The organism is Pseudomonas sp. Pseusp49 (assembly GCF_059491875.1).
The window spans coordinates 46,073-68,098 of sequence record NZ_CP168514.1; the positions used below are offsets into that span (position 1 = coordinate 46,073).

At 62.0% G+C, this 22,026-nt stretch carries 16 protein-coding genes; 12 read left to right on the forward strand and 4 right to left on the reverse strand.

The genetic code is table 11. The annotated features are described in order from the left end of the window. Positions 1-55: 55 nt before the first annotated feature. Genes ACEN83_RS00140 through cysC form a run of 3 tightly spaced genes read left to right on the forward strand, consistent with a single transcriptional unit; the run spans position 56 to position 11,359 of the window. Positions 56-9,211, forward strand: coding sequence for an Ig-like domain-containing protein (locus tag ACEN83_RS00140; protein WP_495579186.1), 9,156 nt, complete (start codon positions 56-58; stop codon positions 9,209-9,211). A 44-nt stretch (positions 9,212-9,255) separates the two neighbouring features. After that, positions 9,256-10,770: a TolC family protein gene (locus ACEN83_RS00145; protein ID WP_116582502.1), complete on the forward strand. Its 1,515-nt coding sequence runs from the start codon at positions 9,256-9,258 to the stop codon at positions 10,768-10,770. Continuing rightward, positions 10,754-11,359, forward strand: coding sequence for an adenylyl-sulfate kinase (gene cysC, locus ACEN83_RS00150; protein WP_116582503.1), 606 nt, complete (start codon positions 10,754-10,756; stop codon positions 11,357-11,359). Before ACEN83_RS00145 ends, cysC begins: the two co-directional genes overlap by 17 nt. An 11-nt stretch (positions 11,360-11,370) precedes the next feature. Here the strand turns inward: cysC and ACEN83_RS00155 are convergent, their stop codons facing one another. Then, positions 11,371-12,129, reverse strand: coding sequence for a slipin family protein (locus tag ACEN83_RS00155; RefSeq protein WP_116582504.1), 759 nt, complete (start codon positions 12,127-12,129; stop codon positions 11,371-11,373). 2 nt (positions 12,130-12,131) lie between these two features. Next, complete coding sequence (locus ACEN83_RS00160) at positions 12,132-12,665, reverse strand: NfeD family protein (RefSeq protein WP_116582505.1); 534 nt, start codon at positions 12,663-12,665, stop codon at positions 12,132-12,134. A 199-nt stretch (positions 12,666-12,864) separates the two neighbouring features. On the opposite strand from ACEN83_RS00160, the gene ACEN83_RS00165 reads away from it, so the two are divergent. Together ACEN83_RS00165 and ACEN83_RS00170 are read left to right on the forward strand one after the other, a co-directional pair. Beyond that, a complete protein-coding gene (locus tag ACEN83_RS00165; RefSeq protein ID WP_104451600.1) occupies positions 12,865-13,326 on the forward strand; it encodes an aminoacyl-tRNA deacylase in 462 nt (153 codons plus the stop codon). A 138-nt stretch (positions 13,327-13,464) separates the two neighbouring features. After that, positions 13,465-13,710 (forward strand): DUF2789 domain-containing protein, encoded by a 246-nt coding sequence (locus tag ACEN83_RS00170; protein ID WP_007975644.1) that lies wholly within the window; start codon positions 13,465-13,467, stop codon positions 13,708-13,710. A gap of 4 nt (positions 13,711-13,714) precedes the next feature. Here ACEN83_RS00170 and ACEN83_RS00175 read toward each other — a convergent pair whose 3' ends face one another. Further along, entirely contained in the window at positions 13,715-13,996 is a 282-nt protein-coding gene (locus ACEN83_RS00175; protein ID WP_495579187.1) for a type II toxin-antitoxin system RelE/ParE family toxin, read from the reverse strand. Next, positions 13,993-14,271 (reverse strand): antitoxin of toxin-antitoxin stability system, encoded by a 279-nt coding sequence (locus ACEN83_RS00180; RefSeq protein ID WP_102702591.1) that lies wholly within the window; start codon positions 14,269-14,271, stop codon positions 13,993-13,995. The genes ACEN83_RS00175 and ACEN83_RS00180 overlap by 4 nt, the downstream gene beginning before the upstream one ends. A 198-nt stretch (positions 14,272-14,469) precedes the next feature. On the opposite strand from ACEN83_RS00180, the gene ACEN83_RS00185 reads away from it, so the two are divergent. The 7 genes from ACEN83_RS00185 to ACEN83_RS00215 all read left to right on the forward strand — a co-directional run bounded on the left by ACEN83_RS00185 (position 14,470) and on the right by ACEN83_RS00215 (position 22,017). Beyond that, a complete protein-coding gene (locus tag ACEN83_RS00185; RefSeq protein WP_033047983.1) occupies positions 14,470-14,898 on the forward strand; it encodes a MarR family winged helix-turn-helix transcriptional regulator in 429 nt (142 codons plus the stop codon). Beyond that, positions 14,895-16,967: an FUSC family protein gene (locus ACEN83_RS00190; RefSeq protein WP_495579188.1), complete on the forward strand. Its 2,073-nt coding sequence runs from the start codon at positions 14,895-14,897 to the stop codon at positions 16,965-16,967. Before ACEN83_RS00185 ends, ACEN83_RS00190 begins: the two co-directional genes overlap by 4 nt. Beyond that, positions 16,964-17,173, forward strand: coding sequence for a DUF1656 domain-containing protein (locus ACEN83_RS00195; protein ID WP_007987399.1), 210 nt, complete (start codon positions 16,964-16,966; stop codon positions 17,171-17,173). The genes ACEN83_RS00190 and ACEN83_RS00195 overlap by 4 nt, the downstream gene beginning before the upstream one ends. After that, on the forward strand, positions 17,170-18,057 hold the full coding sequence (locus ACEN83_RS00200; protein ID WP_495579189.1) for an efflux RND transporter periplasmic adaptor subunit: 888 nt from the start codon (positions 17,170-17,172) through the stop codon (positions 18,055-18,057). The genes ACEN83_RS00195 and ACEN83_RS00200 overlap by 4 nt, the downstream gene beginning before the upstream one ends. Next, positions 18,054-19,502, forward strand: a complete 1,449-nt coding sequence (locus ACEN83_RS00205; RefSeq protein WP_495579190.1) for an efflux transporter outer membrane subunit — start codon at positions 18,054-18,056, stop codon at positions 19,500-19,502. Before ACEN83_RS00200 ends, ACEN83_RS00205 begins: the two co-directional genes overlap by 4 nt. 93 nt (positions 19,503-19,595) lie before the next feature. Continuing rightward, positions 19,596-20,231: a hypothetical protein gene (locus ACEN83_RS00210; RefSeq protein WP_007975635.1), complete on the forward strand. Its 636-nt coding sequence runs from the start codon at positions 19,596-19,598 to the stop codon at positions 20,229-20,231. Positions 20,232-20,511: 280 nt separating this feature from the next. Then, entirely contained in the window at positions 20,512-22,017 is a 1,506-nt protein-coding gene (locus tag ACEN83_RS00215) for a YdgA family protein (RefSeq protein WP_495579191.1), read from the forward strand. Positions 22,018-22,026: the final 9 nt, after the last annotated feature.

Genomic DNA, 22,026 nt, shown 5'->3' on the forward strand with positions numbered 1-22,026 from the left:
CGCGGCGTTTTTCATTGATGCGTTACGTACATTCGTTCGAATTCGGGTGAGCAGCATGTGGTGGAGCATTTTTGGCGGAGCAAAGGCAAAGTCACGGGTAACCGAAGGCCAGCGGACGCCAGCGGCGCCCATGATCATGTCCCTGGAACCGCGCATGTTGTTCGACGGTGCTGTTGCCGCCACCGTGGCCGATACCGCCGCCCAGGCGGACAACCATTCCACAGCCGATACCACCAAGGCACCGACTGCCGATCACCCGACGGCGAGCAAGGATACCCACGGCCAGGCCGATGCCACGCCGGCGGCCAGTCCCGTTGCGGTGCCGGGGCAGAGCGTGGTGTTCGTCGACTCCCGGGTGAAAGATGCCGACAGCCTGCTCACAGGCATCGCCCCCGGGACCCAGGTTGTGAAACTGGACGCGGGCAAGGATGGGCTGCAACAGATTGCCCAATACCTGGATCAGCATCAGGGCATCAGCTCGGTGCAGATCATCGCCCACGGCAACGCCGGCGACCTGTGGCTTGGCGACAGCTATCTGTCGGCCGACAACGTCGCCGCCCGCAGTGCGGTGTTGGCGGAAATCGGTAAGGACATCAACATCGGCGGCGACATCCTGATCTACGGCTGCTACACCGCCGAAGGCGAGCGTGGCCTGAGCTTCGTCGATTCGCTGGCGCAAATGACCGGCCGCGATGTGGCAGCTTCGAACAACCGCACCGGAGTGGGCGGTGACTGGGATCTGGAAATCGCCACCGGCAACATCGAAAGCGCCAGCGTGCTGTCGGCGCAGGCCATGAGTGATTACCAATGGGGCCTGGCCACCTGGACAGCCACCAACAACTTCGATTCGGGCGTAGGTTCGTTGCGCGGGGAACTGGTGAAGGCGCAGAACGGCGACCTCGTCACCTTCAACTCCAGTCTGACCGGCACGACCATTGGTTTGAACACCGAGTTGTTGATCAACAAGAACATTACCGTCGATGGCGACCTGAACAACGACGGCGTGGCCGACATCACCCTCAGTGGCCAATACAAGACCCGTGTCATCGAGGTTGCAGCGGGCAGCACCGTGCAACTTGATGGGCTGGTCATCACCAAAGGCCTGGCCGCCGGAGACGGTGGCAACGGTGGTTTCGCCGCCGCAGATGCCTTGGGTGGTGGCATCCTGAACGCCGGCAACCTGACCCTGAAAAATGTCAGTGTGACCGCCAACGCCGCGTCTGGCGGTGGTGGCGGTGGCGGTGTGACACCGGTTTATGCGGGCGGCGGCGGCGGTGGTGGCGGCGGGGTCGGCGGTTCGGGAGGCGGCTCTGGCGGCAGTGCGCATTCGATCTACGCGGTACCTACCTATGCCGGTGGCGTGGGCGGTTCAGGCAGGGGCGGGGCGGGTGGCAGTTATGACAACATCCACCTCAATGGCCGTGGTGGCAATCTTGACGGCAGTGGTGGTGCCGGCAGCATCGCTCCGGCCATAACGGGTTACAGCGTTGGGGGTGCCGGTGGTTCGGCAAGCAATGGCACGATTGCCGTCGGGGGCGGCGGCGGCGGCTCCGGTTTTAACAAGGTCGGTGGCATCGGCGGTTCGGCCGCAGGCGGTATCTACAACTCCGGCACCCTGACTGTCATCGGCACTTCGCATATCAGTGGCAATATTGCTGCCGGTGGCGGCGGTGGTGGCGGTGGCGGGAATGCCGGCTACGGTGGCTCTGTGGATAACGGCGGTGCTGCTGGCCAGGGCATCGGCGGGATCTGGAACAAGGGCACGCTGGTAATGACAGCGGCGAATTTCGCGGCCTTGAGCGGCAACGTCGGCGCCAGCGGCACGGCGGGCAGCGCGGCGGGTGGTGGCTTCAGTGGCGGCAGCCCGACAGCCGTCACCAACCTGCGCAACGACAGCATTCTCATCAACGATTACGTCGAACCACCCACCGCCACCATCGTGGTCGCCGACACGGCACTGAGCATTGGCGAGACCTCGCTGGTGACCATTACCTTCAGTGCCGCGGTGACCGGCTTCACCAATGCCGACCTGAGCATCGCCAACGGCACCCTGAGCACGGTGAGCAGCAGTGACGGCGGCGTCACCTGGACCGCGACGTTCACGCCAAGTGCCTCCATCAGCGACACCACCAACATCATCACCCTGGACAACACCGGCGTACAAACGGTCACAGGCAGCGTAGCGGGCGTCGGCACCACCGACTCCAATAACTACGCCATCGACACCCTGCGTCCGACCGCCACCATTGCCGTGACCGACACCGCGCTCAAAGCCGACGAAACGTCGCTGGTGACCATCACCTTCAGCGAGGCCGTGACAGGCTTCACCAATGCCGACCTCACCATTGCCAATGGCACCCTGAGCAATGTCGCCTCCAGCAACGGTGGCATTACCTGGACGGCAACCTTCACACCGACCGCCAGCATCACTGACACCAGCAACCTGATCACCCTGGACAACACCGGCGTCAGTGATGCGGCAGGTAACGCGGGCTCCGGCACGACCGACTCGAACAACTTCGCCATCGACACGCTGCGTGCGACGGCGACGATCGTTGTGGCCGACACTGCGCTGTCTGTGGGCGAAACGTCGTTGGTGACGATCACGTTCAATGAGGCTGTGACTGCATTCACTACCGCCGACCTGACGGTAGCCAACGGCACCGTAACCGGCCTGAGTAGCGGCGACGGCGGCATCACCTGGACGGCGACGTTCACGCCGACCGCCAACATCACCGACACCACCAACGTCATCACACTGGACAACACCGGAGTCGCTGACCTGTCGGGCAACTTCGGCAGCGGCACCACTGATTCGAACAACTACGCCATCGACACCCGGCGCCCGACCGCCACCATCGTGGTGGCCGACACTGCGCTGAAAATCGGTGAGACCTCACTGGTCACCATCACCTTCAACGAAGCGGTGACCGGCTTCACCACGGCCGACCTGAGCGTGGCCAACGGCACCGTGACCGGCCTGAGCAGCAGCGACGGCGGCATCACCTGGACGGCGACGTTCACCCCGAGCGCGAGCATCACCGACGCCACCAACGTCATCACACTGGACAACACCGGTGTCGCTGATCTGTCGGGCAACATCGGCAGCGGAACCACTGACTCGAACAACTACGCCGTCGACACCGTGCGTCCCACGGCGACCATAGTCGTGGCCGACAACACGCTGGTCGTCGGTGAAACCTCGCTGGTGACCGTCACCTTCAGCGAAGCGGTGAGTGGTTTCACCAACGCCGACCTGACCATCGCCAACGGCGCCCTGAGCGCGGTGAGCAGCAGCGACGGTGGCACCACCTGGACGGCGACCTTCACACCGAACGCCGCGATCAACGACACGTCCAACCTGATCACCCTGGACAACACCGGTATTGCCGACCTGTCGGGCAATGCGGGCAGCGGCACCACCGATTCGAACAATTACAGCATCGACACCCTGCGTCCAACCGCGACCATCGTGGTCGCCGACTCGACCCTGAGTGCCGGTGAAACTTCGTTGGTGACCATCACCTTCTCCGAGGCAGTGACCGGTTTCACCAACGCTGACCTGTCCGTGCCCAACGGCACGTTGAGCGCCGTGAGCAGCAGCGACGGCGGCATCACCTGGACGGCGACCTACACGCCGAGTGTCGGGATCGCTGATTCGACCAACCTGATCACCCTGGACAACACCGGCATCGCCGACCTGGCTGGCAACGCCGGCACCGGCACGACCAACTCCGCCAATTTCACCATCGACACCGTGTTGCCGACGGCCACCATCGTGGTCGCCGACAACGCCCTGAACATTGGCGAAAGCACGGTAGTGACCATCACCTTCAGCGAAGCGGTGACCGGTTTCAGCAATGCCGACCTGAGCATCGCCAATGGCACCTTGAGCGCGGTGAGCAGCAGCGATGGCGGTATCACCTGGACGGCCACCTTTACGCCGAGTAACGCGATCACCGACGCCACCAACCTGATCACACTGGATAACAGCGGCGTGCAGAACGCCTCGGGCAACGCCGGCAGCGGCACCACCGATTCCAACAACTACGCCATCGACACCGTGCGCCCTACGGCGACCATCGTGGTCACCGACGCTGCTCTGGGCGTGGGCCAGACAACCACGGTCACCATCACGTTCAGCGAAGCAGTGACCGGTTTAACCCTGGCCGATCTGACAGTAAGCAACGGCACGCTCAGCGGCTTGTCCACATCGGACAACATCACCTATACCGCGACATTGACTCCGGTGGCGGGCATCACCGACACCAGCAACTTGATTACCCTGGACAACACTGGTGTGACCGACGGGGCGGGCAACAGCGGTAGCGGCACCACGGACTCGAACAATTACGCCGTCGACAGCCAGCGCCCGACCGCGACCATTGTCATGGCCGACCCGACGCTGAGCGCCGGTGAAACCTCGTTGGTAACCATCACCTTCTCCGAGGCGGTGAGCGGTTTCGACAACGCCGACCTGTCCGTTCCCAACGGCACGTTGAGTGCAGTGAGCAGCAGTGACGGCGGCATCACCTGGACGGCGACCTACACGCCGACCGTAGGGATCGTTGATTTGACCAACCTGATCTCCCTGAACAACGCCGGGATCACCGACATCGCGGGCAATACGGGCAGCGGTAGCACCAACTCCGCCAACTTCACGATCGACACCGTGCTGCCGACCGCCACCATCGTGGTCGCCGACACTGGCCTGGCCGTCGGCGAAACCTCGCTGGTGACCATCACCTTCAGCGAAGCGGTGACCGGCTTCAGCAATGCCGACCTGAGCATCGCCAACGGCACCTTGAGTGCGGTGAGCAGCAGTGATGGCGGCATTACCTGGACGGCGACCTTTACACCCACCGCCAACATCACCGACGCCAGCAACCTGATCACCCTGGACAACAGCGGCGTGCAGAACGCCTCCGGCAACGCCGGCAGCGGCACCACCGATTCCAACAACTACGCCATCGATACCGTGCGCCCGACGGCGACCATCGTCGTGGCCGACACCGCACTGGCCATTGGTGAAACCTCGCTGGTGACGATCACGTTCGATGAAGCGGTGACGGGTTTCACGACCGCCGACCTGACCGTGGCCAATGGCACTTTGAGCGGCTTGAGCACTGGAGACGGCATCACCTGGACAGCGACCTTTACGCCGAGCGCCAGCATCACTGATACCAGCAACGTCATCACACTGGACAACAGCGGGATCGCTGATCTGGCGGGCAACGCCGGTAGCGGTACCACCGACTCGAACAACTACACCGTTGATACCCTGCGTCCGACCGCGACCATTGTCATGGCGGACCCGACGCTGAGCGCCGGTGAAACGACCCTGGTGACTATTACCTTCAGTGAGTCGGTGAGCGGTTTCACCAACGCTGACCTGTCTGTGCCCAACGGCACGTTGAGCGCCGTGAGCAGCAGCGACGGCGGCATCACCTGGACGGCGACCTTCACACCGAACGCCGCGATCAACGACACGTCCAACCTCATCGCCCTGGACAACACCGGCATCGCCGACCTGGCGGGCAACGCTGGCACCGGTACGACCAACTCCGCCAATTTCACCATCGACACCGTGTTGCCGACGGCCACCATCGTGGTCGCCGACAACGCCCTGAACATTGGCGAAAGTACGGTAGTGACCATCACGTTCAGCGAAGCGGTGACCGGTTTCACCAACGCCGACCTGAGCATCGCCAACGGCACGTTGAGTGCGGTGAGCAGCAGCGATGGCGGCATTACCTGGACGGCAACCTTCACGCCGATCGCCAACATCACCGACGCAAGCAACCTGATCACCCTGGACAACAGTGGTGTGCAGAACGCCTCCGGCAACGCCGGCAGCGGCACCACCGATTCCAACAACTACGCCATCGACACCCAGCGTCCGACTGCGACCATAGTCGTGGCCGACAACACACTGGCCATCGGTGAAACCTCGCTGGTGACAATCACGTTCAATGAAGCGGTGACGGGTTTCACGACCGCCGACCTGACCGTGGCCAATGGCACCTTGAGCGGCTTGAGCAGCAGCGATGGCGGCATCACCTGGACGGTAACCTTCACGCCGAACACCGCGATCAACGACACGTCCAACCTGATCACCCTGGACAACAGCGGGATCGCCGACCTGGCGGGTAACGCCGGCAGCGGCACCACCGATTCGAATAATTTCAGCATCGACACTCAGCGTCCAACCGCGACTATCGTGGTCGCCGACCCGACCCTGAGCGCCGGTGAAACCACCCTGGTGACCATTACTTTCAGCGAACCGGTGAGCGGTTTCACCAACGCGGACCTGTCTGTTCCAAACGGCACCTTGAGCGCGGTCAGCAGCAGCGATGGCGGCATCACCTGGACGGCGACCTTCACGCCGAACGTCGGGATCAACGACACGTCCAACCTGATCACCCTGGACAACACTGGGGTCGTCGACCTGGCAGGCAATGCCGGCAACGGCACGACCAACTCCGCGAATTTCACCATCGATACCGTGTTGCCGACGGCTACCATCGTGGTCGCCGACACTGCCCTGAACGTCGGCGAAACCTCGCTGGTGACCATCACCTTCAGCGAAGCGGTCAGCGGCTTCAGCAATGCCGACCTGAGCATTGCCAATGGCACCTTGAGCGCGGTGAGCAGCAGCGATGGCGGCATCACCTGGACGGCGACCTTTACACCCACTGCCAACATCACCGACGCCAGCAACCTGATCATCCTGGACAACAGCGGCGTGCAGAACGCTTCCGGCAATGCGGGCAGCGGCAGCACCGATTCGAACAACTACGCCATCGACACCCAGCGCCCGACCGCCACTATCGTGGTCGCCGACACTGCTCTGAACGTCGGCGAAACCTCGCTGGTGACCATCACCTTCAGCGAAGCGGTCAGCGGTTTCAGCAACGCCGACCTGACCATCGACAATGGCACCCTGAGCGCGGTGAGCAGCAGCGACGGCGGCATCACCTGGACGGCCACCCTGACACCGTTGGCGGCTATCACCGACACCAGCAACCTCATCCAGCTCGATAACAGCGGTGTTCAGGATGCGGCGGGCAACACCGGCAGCGGCACCACGGACTCGAACAACTACGCCATCGACAGTCAGCGCCCGACCGCGACCATCATCATGGCCGACACCGACCTGCGACCCGGCGAAACGACCCTGGTGACCATCACCTTCAGCGAAGCGGTCAGCGGTCTGGACAGTTCAGATCTGAGCGTCGCCAACGGTACCTTGAGCGGGTTGAGCAGCAGCGACGGTGGTGTTACCTGGACCGCGACGTTCACGCCGACCGCCAGCATCACCGACACCACCAACCTCATTACCCTGGACAACACCGGTGTCACCGACGCGGCAGGCAACGCCGGGAGCGGGGTGACCAACTCGGCGAATTACCTGGTGCAAACCAGTGTGCCGACCGCCAACATCGTGATCGCCGACACGTCGCTCAAGGCCGGCGAAACGACCCTGGTGACCATCACCTTCAGCGAGGCAGTCAACGGTTTCAGCAATGCGGACCTGAGCGTCGCCAACGGTACATTAAGCAATGTCAGCAGCAGTGACGGCGGTATCACCTGGACGGCAGCCTTTACGCCAGCCTCGAACGTGACCGACGCCAGCAACCTGATCACGCTCGACAATAGCGGCGTGGCCAATGCGTCGGGCAATACGGGAGCGGGCACCACCGACTCGAACAACTTCGCCATCGATACCGTGCTGCCGACAGCGACCATCGTGGTCGCCGACACGCAGCTCGGCATCGGCGAAACGACCACTGTGACCATCACCTTCAGCGAAGCGGTGAGCGGTTTCGACCTGTCGGACATCAGTGTTGCCAATGGCACGCTGTCGAACCTGAGCAGCCGCGATGGCGGCGTGACCTGGACCGCGACCCTGACGCCGACCGCCAATGTCAGCGATGCAACCAACCTGATCGTGCTCGACACCGGTCGCGTGCAGGATGCCGCCGGCAACCTCGGCGCAAGTATCGCCATCTCCAACAACTACGCGCTCGATGCGACCCGGCCGACGGTGAACATCGTGGTTGCCAACCCGAACCTCGGTATCGGTCAGACCACTACGGTGACCTTCACCTTCAGCGAGGCCGTCAGCAACTTCGATCTGACTGATTTGAGCGTGACCAACGGCGACCTGAGCAATCTCGCCAGCAGCGATGGCGGCAAGACCTGGACCGCGACGTTCACGCCGACGGCCAATGTCACCGACCCAAGCAACTTCATCGCGCTGGACACCGGCAACGTCACCGATCTGGTGGGCAATACCGGCAACACGGTCGCGGTGTCGAACAATTACACACTCGACAGCGAGCTGCCGACCGCCACCGTGGTAGTCGCCAATCCAGACCTGGGTGTGGGCCAGACCTCGCAGGTGACCATCACCTTCAGCGAAGCAGTCAGCGGTTTTGATTTGTCCGACATCAGTATTGCCAACGGCACCTTGTCCGATCTGAGCAGCAGCGACGGCGGCAAGACCTGGACGGCGATGCTGACGCCGACCGCCAACGTCAATATCGCCAGCAACGCGATCATCATCAACCGCGCCGGTATCAGCGACATGGCCGGCAACAGTGGCAGCGGCGTGAGCCAGTCCGACAATTTTGTCATCAACACGGTGCCGACCTCGTCGGTCGTGGTCGTTTCACCAGACCCGGCGTTCCGCACCAGCACCCCGGTGACATTGCCCGATGTGCCCAACGTGCCGCTGCAACCGTTCGTTTTCACGCCACCGGTGGGCAATCTCGCTTCACCGCTGACCTTCCAACCGTTGTTCGAGCAACGGGTGATCGGCAACGGCATCCGGCCGTTGGGCGATATTTTCATGAACCACGGCGCATTGACCCCGAGTTTCATCGCGCAGGTTTTCAGCAGCAATGACAGCGGTGGCGATGGTTCGGGGCATGGTTTCCTCGGTTTCGGTGGCGGCGATGGCGGCGTATTCAGCACCAGCACGCTGTCGAGCCTGTTCAATCAGGACAGCAGTGCAGAGCGCGATTCGTTGAACGCCTTTGGCAGTCAGTCGATCAAGTCCGGCGATGTTTCCCAAGGCCTGCGCGGGGTATTTGGCGCGCCGACCCTGGGTCAGCAATTGCAACAACTCAAAGACAACGAGCAGCAGCAGGTCGACAAGCTGGCCGCCGCTCTGAAGCTGGCCGGCATCAGCGAAATGCAGGCCTGATGAAAACTTTCACTTTTGATGCGGCACCCAGGGGCGATGCAAGGATGAAAAAAAGTCATAAGTTGTTCGGCGCCAGCCTGCTGGCACTGGCGATCAGCGGATGCGCAGTCACCAGTGAGCCGATCGAACGCAGTGTCAGTGAGCAGCGGGCCAAAAGTGACCTGCAAGCCATGTACAAGGGGCAGGAGCCCCTTGGCGGCCCGTTGACCCTGCACCAGGCCATGGCCCGAGCGGTGAAGTACAACCTCGAAGGCCGGTTGAAAATCATGGAAGAGGCCCTGGCCAAGCGTCAGCTCGACCTCGCCAGTTTCGACATGCTGCCGCGCATGGCGCTGGACGCCGGATACGTGGGGCGCAACAACGTCAACGCCTCCAGCAGCCAGAGTGTGCGCACCGGCACGCAGTCCCTGGAACCTTCGACCTCCCAGGACCGCGACCGTGATGTAGCGGACCTGACCATGGTCTGGAACGTGCTCGATTTTGGTGTCAGCTACATCAGCGCCAAGCAGCAGGGCGACCAGCGCCTGATCGTTCAGGAGCGTCGGCGCAAGGTGATCAACACCATCGTCCAGGACGTGCGTTCGGCGTACTGGCGGGCGATGGCTGCCGAACGCCTGCTCACACAGATCGACAGCCTGATGGCGCGGGTTGAAACCGCGCGCAACAACAGCCAGAGCATGAGCCAGCAGCGCATTGGCGACCCGGTACAGGCCCTCGGTTATCAGCGCTCGCTGATCGAGGCGACCCGGCAACTGGAAGAGCAGCGCCGTGCGTTGTCACTGGCCAAGACCGAACTGGCAACCCTGATCAACCTGCCGATGGGCACGGAGCTGACCCTGGCGACCGATAACGGTTATGAGATTCCCGAGCTCAAGGTCGACCTGGCCAGTCTCGAACAGGAAGCCCTGACCAGCCGTCCGGAACTGCGTGAACAGGACTATCAGACCCGCATCAGCGCGGCCGAAACCCGCAAGGCCATGCTGCGCCTGCTGCCGGGCCTGGAATTCTCCGCCGGCGGGCATTACGACAGCAACTCGTTCCTGGTGGAGCAAGGCTGGGCCGATTATGGCGTCAAGGTCACCTGGAACCTGTTCAACGTGATCTCGGCTCCAGCGGCGATCGACGTAGCCAAGGCTGGTGAAGAAGTCGCCACGGCGCGCCGTCAGGCGATGTCGATTGCGGTGCTGGCGCAGCTGTATGTGGCCAATGCCAACTACCGCGAGGCCTTGCGCCAGTTCAAGACCAATCAGCAATTGTCGGACATCGACGGGCAAATCGTCGGTCAGTTGCGCAATCGTCACCAGGCGGACGGTATCGGCGAGCTCGATCTGATCCAGGGGGAACTCAACACCTTGCAGGCCGATCTGCGTCGTGACCTGTCTTACGCTGACCTGCGCAACGCCTATGGGCAGATTTTCGCCAGCGCCGGTCTCGACCCGCTGCCGGATCAAGTGCAATCGACACAAGTCCAGTCCATCGCCACGGCCCTGGCCAACCGCGAAGCGGCCTGGGCGGCAGGTGATATTACGGTGCCGGTGACGCATGCCCCGGTGCGCTGACGTGAAGGCCCCGACCGCCAGCGTCAGCCGGGCTCAGCGAGAGCGACGCAACGGTCATCGCGGCGCGGCGATCCTGCTGACCGGCCTGCCGGCGGCAGGCAAGTCGACCCTTGCGCAAGCGCTGCACGCCGAGTTGTTTGCTCGCGGACTGCAAAGCGTGGTGCTCGATGGTGACGGGCTGCGGGTGGGGCTCAACCGAGACCTGGGCTTTGGCGACAGCGATCGTCAAGAGAACATCCGCCGCGCCAGCGAACTGGCATCGTTGCTGGTGGAGAACGGACACATCGTGATCCTGGCGATGATCGCGCCCTTGGTGGAGTTGCGTGATGTGTTCGCCCGGCGACTCGGTGACGACTACCGGGAAGTCTGGTGCAGCGCGGCCCTGGCGGTGTGCGAGCAACGCGATCCGAAAGGTCACTATGCCCGTGCCCGACGGGGTGAGTTGACCGGCTTTACCGGGGTCTCTGCGCCGTATCAGGCGCCGGTCGATGCGGCGCTGGTGCTCGACACCGGGGTACAAACGGTCGAGGCCTGCCTTGATCGACTGCTGACCTGGCTCGCTGAATCCGAAGTGCTGCCCAGGTCCTGACCGATCGGCGTTCAGGGTTTTGGCGACAAGTCAGCCATGCCCTTGAGCAACTCGATCGGCAACGGAAAGACGATGGTCGAGCTCTTGTCGCCGGCAATCGAACTCAGGGTCTGCATGTAGCGCAGTTGCATGGCCCCCGGTTGGCGGCCCAGCATTTCGGCGGCCTGCATGAGTTTTTCCGAGGCCTGCAATTCGCCTTCGGCGTGGATCACCTTGGCGCGCCGTTCCCGCTCGGCTTCGGCCTGCTTGGCGATGGCACGGACCATCGATTCGTTGAGGTCCACGTGCTTGATCTCGACGTTGGCGACCTTGATGCCCCAGGCGTCGGTCTGGGCGTCGAGCACTTGCTGGATGTCCAGGTTCAACCGTTCGCGTTCGGCCAGCAGTTCGTCCAGTTCGTGTTTGCCCAGCACCGCCCGCAACGTGGTTTGCGCCAATTGGCTGGTGGCGGCCAGGAAATCCTCGACCTGGATGATGGCCTTCTGCGGATCGAGCACGCGGAAATACAGCACCGCGTTGACCTTGACCGACACGTTGTCGCGGGTGATCACGTCTTGCGGCGGCACGTCCAGCACCACGGTCCTCAAGTCGACCCTGACCATTTGCTGGACCACCGGAATCAGCAGGATCAGGCCGGGGCCCTTGACCTGCCAGAAGCGTCCGAGCTGGAATACCACCCCGCGCTCGTACTCGCGCAGGATGCGGAACGTCGACCCCGCCAGTGCGATGAGCAACAGCAGCAGCGCGACAAGACCCAATTGCAAACCCATGACTATTCTCCGCCCGGCGCCGCGTCAGCCGCGGCCACTTGCAGCAGCAAGCCCTTGCGCCCCACCACCCGCACCCGTTGCCCGGGTTGCAGCGGCGTCGCGCTGAGTACCTGCCATTGTTCTCCTTGCAGATGCACCCAGCCGCCATAGGCGTTGCCGGCCTGCAATGACGTCACTGCCGTCACGCTGCCGAGCAGCCCGGCATCACCGCTGACCGTGTGGCGGGGTCGGGTTTTCAAGGCGTGAATCACCAGGTAGATCAGTAGCAGCGCGCTGACCACTGCCAGGCCGATCATCAACGGCACGGGCACTTCGGTGTTGGACAGGATCACCGCGCCGATCACGAACATCACGATGCCGCCCAGGCCGATCACGCCGTAATTGGGCAGGGCCGCCTCGGCGATCAGGAACGCGATGCCGAAGGTGATCAGCCAGATCCCCACGGGGTTGGGCACCAGCAACACCACCGTGTCGGCAGCGAAGATCGATCCGCTCAACGCCAACAGCAACGCAACTGCACAACAACGCGTGTTCACTTGACCCTCCGGGAGAGTCGTGGAGTGGCTCTGAGTACAGTTTAGTTGAGCCTCGGCCTGTATGAATTTTGCTCAATTGTCGTCGTCGGCCGATGGGCGGATTTCCCGCCGGATCACGCCGGCGGGCCTAGACTTTTACTACGCAAGCAACGCGTTAACCATCGTCTGCCAGCGATCACGGCGGACACCGAGGTGCATCATGCGTATGGCAAGAACCGTGCAGCGAAGCCTGGAAAAGGCTCAATGCGAATATGACATCGTCAGCCACCCCCACTCGGCCAGCAGCCTCGAAACGGCGCGGGTCGCCGGTATTCCTGCCGAACGGGTGGCCAAATCGGTGATCCTCGACGATCACCATGGGCACTACCTGATGGCCGTGCTGCCCGCCAGCCGTCACCTTGACCTGAGCAAGGTCCGCAGCAGCGGTGAGTGGCAGGTTTCCCGGGAAAGCAACCTGGCGCACCTGTTCGACGATTGCGAACGCGGTGCCGTACCGGCGCTGGGTGAGTCCTATGGGTTGGAGGTGATCATCGACCCGCTGCTGACCCGGCAAAAAGACATCTATCTGGAGGCGGGCAACCACGTCAACCTGGTGCGCATGGACATGCCCGAGTTCCTGAAAATGGTGCCGCATGCGGAGGTGCGGGAGTTGAGTCATTGAGTTTTGTTTCGTCAATGCTGACGTCTTCGCGAGCAGGCTCGCTCCCACAGGTTTTGTGATCGACACAGATACTTGTGGGAGCGGGCTTGCTCGCGATGACCGCGCAGCGGTCCCCTAATAAACTCACCGGAGTTCAACATGGAAAGCCCGACCCACAACCTGCCATCCCTGTTCAAACAACTCGGCCTACCGGACGACGCCGAAAGCATCGATAAATTCATCGCCACCCATTCACCGCTCAAACCGGAACTGCACCTTGCGGATGCATTTTTCTGGAGCCCGAGCCAGGCGGAGCTTCTGCGAGACGAGATTCTCGATGACGCGGATTGGGCGGAGGTGGTGGATCAACTGGATGTGATGTTGAGGAAGGGGCGGGGGGTGTGAGCCGTCATCGTCCGGGCGGCCACTGCCGGGAGGTATGGACCAGGGCGAGTATCCAGATGGCGTCCAGTCCCTGTTCATAAACAATGCGGTAACTCTGATGTGGAATCAGCTCGCGAGTGCCTGAAATGATCCCGGCAGGGCCGCTTTCCGGGTGTTGGGCCAGTCGGGATAGTGCAACACTGAACCGGTTGTCCATGTCGATGGCTGCCTTCGGGTTAACGTCATGCAGGTAATCCCAAATGTCTGCACGGTCCTGTGCTGCTTCTTTCGTCCATATTATTTTCATTCTTGTCGCTCGGCCCGCCTGCGCCTGGCAGCGAACTCTGCCTCGATTTCATCATTTGTCAGCCCGTCGCCGGCGCGCATCGAAGCACGTGCGGTGTCGACCTTGCGCTGCAGGAATGCTTCGTACTCGCGAGCCTCCCGTTGGGTTTGAACAAACTGACGCATCATTTCCCGGACGATTTGCGAGGCGGGGCGATGAGCGGCGTCCGCTTCTGCCATGAACTGTTCACGCAATTCAGATTCAAGTTTCATCGTAAAAACGGCTTGTTTCGACATGGCTGCCTTCTCGGTTTTCGTAATGACAAAGTATATACATCTTCAGTACGTTGGCTGGTTCACCCCTATGGCTTCGCGACGGATGGCAGCCAATATGTTTCAAAACTTGACGGAAAATCCTCTCCAATGCAATATTGATAGTTAGCAAACTAACAGTGTGTATTTTCCCTCGTGCCGAACAACCTCGACGTTCTCCAGATGAACATCAGCAGCGCCATGGTGGTGGCCGCCAGGCATTGGCGCAAAATCTGCCAGACCACGCTGGTCAACTATGGAATCTCCGAAGCCTGCGCCGTTCCGCTGTTGATGATCGGGCGCCTGGGCGAGGGCGTGCGCCAGGTGACGGTGGCGCAAGCCGCAGGGATGGAGAGCCCATCGCTGGTGCGCCTGCTGGATCAACTGTGCCATTCCGGTTACGTCTGCCGGACCGAAGATGCGCAGGACCGCCGCGCCAAATGCCTGAGCCTGACCGAAACCGGCCGGGAGCTGGTGCAGGCGGTCGAAGTGGAGCTGGTGCGCTTGCGCCAGGAAGTCCTGGAAGGCATTGACCAGAGTGATCTGGAAGCTACGCTGCGGGTACTGAGAGCTTTTGAAGCGGCCACGCCGCCATCGGTGGCCAACTCTTGAACGGATTTTTCGCAGGCATGCCCCCGGCGCGAGACTGGTTCTACGGGGTTCGCACCTTCGCCGCATCGATGATCGCGCTGTACATCGCCCTGCTCATGCAAATGCCGCGTCCGTACTGGGCAATGGCCACGGTGTACATCGTTTCCAGCCCGTTTCTCGGCCCTACCAGTTCCAAGGCGTTGTACCGGGCAGTCGGCACCTTTATCGGCGCGGCGGCGGCGGTTCTGTTCGTGCCGATGTTCGTGCAGAGCCCCTACGTGTTGGTGGTGGTGATTGCACTGTGGACCGGCACGCTGCTGTTTCTGTCCCTGCATTTGCGCACCGCGAACAACTACGCCTTGATGCTCGCCGGTTACACCTTGCCGTTGATCGCCCTGCCGGTGGTGAACAACCCGCTGGGGGTGTGGGACGTGGCCGAAGCGCGGACCGAAGAAATCTTTCTCGGCATCGCCGTGGCGGCGGTGGTCGGTGCCATGTTCTGGCCGCGGCGCCTGGCGCCGGTGTTCAATGACTCGGTGAGCAAATGGTTTACCGATGCATCGACGTACAGCCTGCGTTTCCTCAGCCGCAACGTGCAGCCGGAAGAAGTCAGTGCGTTGCGCGCATCGATGGTCGCTACGTTCAACTCCCTGGAGTTGATGATCGGTCAGTTACCCCACGAAGGTTCGCGTCCGCAGACGGTGCGCAATACCAAGGAGTTGCGTGGACGGATGATTCATCTGCTGCCGGTAGTCGATGCCCTCGACGATGCGCTTTATGCCCTGGAACGACGTACGCCCGAGCTTGTGGACAAGTTCGCGCCGTTGCTGACGGCCACCACCGAATGGCTCGAGCACAAGGATGCCGACCTCGACCGCTGGCAAGCACTCAAGGATCAACTGGAAGCCCTGCAACCCGCCCCCGAAGCGCTGGATGACCGCAAGCAGCTGCTGTTCTCCAATGCGATTTATCGTCTCGGCGAGTGGATCGATTTGTGGCAGGACTGCCGCAGCCTGCAGTACGCCATCCAGTGCGAAAGCCAGGACAGCTGGCGCGCAGTGTATCGGCACTGGCGGCTGGGGCGGCTATCGCCGTTTCTGGATCGCGGCCTGATGTTGTATTCCGCGGCTTCCACCGTCACCGCGATCATCGTGGCCTCGGTGTTGTGGATTCTGCTCGGCTGGACCGATGGCGGCAGCGCCGTGATCCTGGCGGCGGTGGCGTGTAGCTTCTTCGCCTCGATGGACGACCCGGCGCCGCAGATTTACCGGTTCTTTTTCTGGACGGCGATGTCGGTGGTGTTCGCCAGCCTTTATCTGTTCCTGGTGCTGCCCAACCTGCATGACTTTCCGATGCTGGTGCTGGCGTTTGCCGTGCCGTTCATTTGCGTCGGCACCCTGACGGTCAAGCCGCAGTTTTACCTGGGCATGCTGCTGACCCTGGTCAACACCTCGTCTTTCATCAGCATCCAGGGTGCTTACGACGCCGACTTCCTCAGTTTCGCCAACTCCAACCTCGCCGGTCCCATGGGGCTGCTGTTCGCGTTCATCTGGACCCTGATCGCCCGGCCGTTCGGGGCCGAGCTGGCAGCCAAGCGCCTGACCCGTTTCAGCTGGCGTGACATTGTCGGCCTCTCCGAGCCGGCCACATTGTCCGAACATCGGCTGCTGGGCATAAAGATGCTCGATCGGCTGATGCAGCACCTGCCGCGCCTGGCCATGACCGGCCAGGACTCCGGCGTGGCCCTGCGGGAAGTGCGGGTGGCGCTGAATCTGTTGGACCTGCTCGCCCATACGCCGCGGGTCCTCGGTGTGCCGCAGGTGCTGCTGCGCCAGGTGGTGGCCGAGGTTGGCGAGTACTTCAAGGCCTGTCTCAAGGCCGGTGAGCGCTTGCCGGCACCGAGCCCGCTGCTGATGACCCTCGACCGCACGCGTCGTGCCCTCAGCGGTGCCGGCGATGACGAAACCCGCCGGCATCTGCTGCACGCCCTGAGCGGCCTGCGCCTGGCACTGTTGCCCGGCGTCGAATTCGTCGGTGCCGCCGAGCCCGAAGAACCGCTTCCCCATGGCATTGATGGAGCGCCTTTATGATCGGTGACCTGGATCTCAGCGGGGTGTTTCTGCCCACGCTGCTGGTGCTGATGGGCATTACCTATGTGTTGTACCTGTTGGTGCACGGGGTGCTGACGCGCCTGCACTTTTACCGTCTGGTCTGGCACCGGGCATTGTTCAACGTGGCCCTCTACGCCCTGCTGCTTGGTGCCGTGGACTCACTCAGTCGATACCTGATGACATGAAAAAACCCTTTCTAACCCTTGGTCGCGTGGTGTTGACCCTGCTAATCGTGAGCTTCGCCGTAGTCGTGGTCTGGCGCATGGTGATGTATTACATGTTCGCGCCCTGGACCCGCGATGGGCACATCCGTGCCGACATCGTGCAAATCGCGCCGGATGTATCCGGGCTGATCCAGCAAGTGGAGGTACGCGACAACCAGTTGGTCAAGCGCGGCCAGGTGCTGTTCAGCATCGATCCGGACCGCTTCAAGCTGGCACTGCGCCAAGCGAAAGCGGCTGTCGCCGACCGCGAAGAAACCCTGGCCCAGGCCCAGCGCGAGGCCAAGCGAAACAAAGGTCTCGGTAACCTGGTGCCGGCTGAGCAACTGGAAGAAAGCCAGTCGAAAGTGGCCCGCGCCCAAGTGGCCTTGATGGAGGCCCAAGTGGCGGTGGACAGCGCGCAGCTGAACCTCGACCGCTCGGTGATCCGCAGCCCGGTGGACGGCTACGTCAACGACCGTGCGCCACGGACCCAGGAGTTCGTCAGCGCCGGGCGCCCGGTGTTGTCAGTGGTCGACAGCAATTCGTTCCACATCGACGGCTATTTCGAAGAAACCAAACTGAACGGCATCCATATCGGCCAGAGCGTCGACATCCGGGTGATCGGCGACAATGCGCGCTTGCGCGGGCACGTGGAAAGCATCGTTGCGGGTATCGAAGACCGCGATCGCACCAGCGGCAACAACCTGCTGCCCAACGTCAACCCGGCCTTCAGTTGGGTGCGCCTGGCCCAACGGATTCCGGTGCGCATCGCTTTCGATGACGTGCCGAACGATTTCCGCATGATCGCCGGGCGCACCGCCACGGTATCGATCATCGACGATCAGCCACGGGAGCCGGCGCAATGAGCAAGGCCTCGGGTTTGGCGGTCGCCGGTTTGGGTTTGCTGCTGTCGGCGTGTCAGATGGTCGGGCCGGATTATCACTTGCCCGAAGAGGCGGCTGTCCATCGTCCAGATATCCAGGGCGATCTGGCGGTCGACGGCAAAACGGTGGTGTCCGCACCGGTGCCGGCCGATTGGTGGCGCCTGTACAAGGACCCGCGACTCGACCAGCTGGTACAGCAGGCCATGGCCTCCAACACCGATTTGCGCGTGGCGGCGGCCAGCCTGTCGCGGTCTCGCGCTCAGGTGGATGAGGCCGAAGCGGCAGGTGGCTGGAGCGGCGGCGTGCAGATGGGCGCCCAGCGCTTGCAGGAGTCCGGCCAGGCGTTCCTGATACCGGAAAAAGTGCCGGTGGCCAACATTGGCGACATCGGCATCAGCGCCTCCTACCAGTTCGACCTGTTCGGTACCTTGCAACGCGGTATCGAAGCGGCCAAGGCCAATGCCGATGCGACGCAGGCCGCCGCCGATACGGCACGCATCACCGTGGTGGCCGACGTGGTACGGGCCTACACCCAGGTGTGCGCGGCCAATGAAGAGCGGGAAATCGCCCAGCACTCCCTCGACCTGCAAGCGCAAAGCACCACACTGATCCAGCGCCTGCGCGATGCCGGGCGTGGTGATGAAACCCAGGTCACCCGCTCGCAAACCCAATTCAAATCCCTGCGCGCCGACATGCCGCGCTATGAGGCCTCACGTCAGGCCGGGCTGTATCGCCTGTCGATGTTGCTGGCCAAGCCGGTGGATCAACTGCCGGCCGGCACCGCCACCTGCGACGAGCTGCCGAAAATCGCGCAATTGGTCCCGGTGGGCGATGGCGCCGCACTGCTCAAGCGTCGTCCGGATGTGCGGCAGGCCGAGCGGCGACTGGCGGCCGCGACGGCCGGTATCGGTGTCGCCACGGGTGAGCTGTACCCGAATATCAGCATCGGCGCGACCATCGGTACCGTCGGTATCCTCGACGATCTCGGCGACCCGTCGACCAACCGCTGGGGCTTCGGCCCGTCGCTGACCTGGAAGGTGCCGACCAACGGCGCCCGGGCGCGTATCCGCGAAGCCGAAGCAGTGACCCAGGCGACGCTGGCGCATTTCGATGGGGTGGTGCTCAACGCGATTCGTGAAACCCAGACCAGCCTTGCCCAATACACGGCCTTGCTGCAACGCCGCGACGCCCTGGCCGATGCCGAGCAATCGGCCAAACTGGCGGCTGAACAGACCCATCGCTTCTTCCAGGCCGGCCGCGAATCATTCCTGGCGGACCTGCAAGCGACCCGCACCTACACGGATGTCACCGCGCAATTGGCCGCTGCCAACACCCAGGTTGCCGCCAGCCAGATCGATTTGTTCCTGGCGTTGGGCGGCGGATGGGAAAGCGGACGAACGCAAGCGTCGAACTCCGGCAAACCCTGAGGCCGTTGCTATGCTTTGAAGTGTTGGAAGGGCGCCTCGTGCAAAGCGCCCTTTCTTCGCACAAGGCTCGCGCAGGTCAGGGGGAAACCAACAATGAAAAACCCTTATGCTCTCGGCTTCTGGTGCGCCATCGTGGCGTTGGTGCTGCTGTCGGCCACCTATTTCTACGGCGTCATGCTGGCCCACCAGATCGACAAGGCTCTGGCGTTCCTCGACAGTGCCGTCGCGTTGATAGCCGTGATGTCCGTTGCGGTGGTGGCCTGGGCATCGGTCCAGAATCAGCGCATCAAAAAAAGACAACTCGAACAAGGCAAGACCCTGGTCCTGATCTGGGATACCAAGGTGGCGTTGCGTCGTGTCGAAACGGTGTTCGACCGTTATTTCTGGGGCAGTTACTGGCAACCGGGGCGCACGTTTCAGGAAGTCATGGGCGAATTGACCGGCACGCCGCTGGAAAAAAGCCTCGAAACCCTGAAAAAACAATGCCTGGCGCTGGATCGGCAAGTGGCTGACGACGGTCGGCACTGGCTCAGCAATGCCCGGGAGCTGGCCGATGTCGCCACGGCCATGGCTCGCGAACGCTATCAACTGGACGTCTGCGACCCACGCGCGGAAGTGACGGGCGGAGCGGTGATCAACCGCGACTTCGAAGTGCTGGTGTACACCTGGACGGCGCGGCTTAAAAGCTTTGATCATCAGCTGGACGAGATCGAAGTCCAGTATTCCTGATTCTGTGTTGGCAAGACTGACGCCTTCGCGAGCAAGCCCGCTCCCACAGGAGTACGCATTCCAATGTGGGAGCGGGCTTGCCCGCGAAGGCGATTGAATGCACAGCGAAAATTTCGAACCCTGCGCCCCCACCAAGACACTCTTTCACCTTTAATCATTGGGCCGTTCGTCGCGCCTGATGCTAATCTGCATTCCACTTTCAGCGCAGTCTAGCCGCAACCCGTCATGGGTTCAGGGAAGACGACCACACTTTCAACAACGGACATTGAACGGGTCATACATGAACAAATCAGCAGGCGTGCTACTGGGAATTGTTGTCGCAATCGGTGCCATCAGCGCAGGCGGAGCCTGGTTCACCGGCACCAGGCTCGAAGGTGTGCTCAATACCTCGATTGCCGATGCCAACAAGGAGCTGCAAGCGGCCATGGTCGGTTCCAACGGCACCGCGTCGCTGGAGCTGGTATCGCTGGAGCGTCATGTATTCAGCAGCACCGCGCACTATCGTCTCAAGGGCGAAGGTGAAATGTTCGGCGAAGCACCGGTCGAGTTGCTGTTTGTCGATCACATCGAACACGGCCCGTTGCCGTTCTCGCGGCTGATGTCGCTGAAGTGGTTGCCAGTCCTGGCGACCAGTCACTACGAACTGGAAAAGACCCCGCTCACCGAGAAGTGGTTTGCCGCCGCCAAGGACAAATCCCCACTGACCGGCGTGGTCAACATCGGCTATGACAACGCCACCAATGGCACCTTCGAGTTGCAGCCGCTGGAAATGGCGCTGGATGACAAGTCGAGCATGAAATTCTCTGGCCTGAGCATGGACGTCGATGCCAGCGCCAAGGCGCAGAAGGTCAAGGCCAACGGCTACATGGACAGCCTGAAAGTGACCACCGTTTCCGAAGACCAGGCACCGGTTCAGGTTGAGTTGAACGGCCTGACCCTGGCCAGCAACCTGACCAAAAGTACCTACGGTTTCTATGTCGGCGAGAACGTCCTTGAACTGGCCAGCGGCAAATCGACTTTTGGCGTCAAGCAGTCGGTGCTGGACTTCAAGAAATTCGAGATGAAAAACCTGACGGAAGAAAAGGGCAGCAACGCTTCCGGGCGTGCCGATTACAAAGTTGGCGAAGTATCCCTGAATGGCAAGGCCATCGGTTCCGGTGCGCTGGCCATGAGCGTGAAGAACCTCGACATTCCGGCCACGATGTCGTTGATGCAGGTCTACCAGAGCAAACTGCAACCGTATGAGCGCGCGGCGGCCGAAGCGACGGCAGCGGGCCTGCCGGCACCGGAGCTGAAACTCACCGAAGCCGAAGAAGCGCTGCTCAAGTCCAGCCTGGAAAAACTGCTGGCGGCCGGGCCGCAAGTGGCTCTGGAAAACCTGTCGTTCAACACCGCCAACGGCGAGAGCCGCGCCAACATGGTGCTCGACCTGACCAAGCCACAAGCCATCGATCTGCCGACCGATCAGTTGGTCAGGCAGTTGATCGCATTGCTGGACTTCAAACTGCTAGTGTCCAAACCCATGCTGGTCGACGTGCTCACCGTGCAATCGCAAATCGACGGTCAGACCGACGCCAAGCTGATTGCCGATCAGGCCACCGCCACCGCAGACATGTTCAGCAGCATGGCGGTCGGCAGCCAACTGGCAAAACTGGACGGCAACAACATCGTCACCAACTTGCGTTACGCCAACAATCAGGTGGACTTCAACGGCCAGAAAATGACCGTCGAAGAGTTTGCCGGTTTTGTCATGAGCAAGTTTGCGGATACTGGCGCCACCGAATAACGGCGGCCG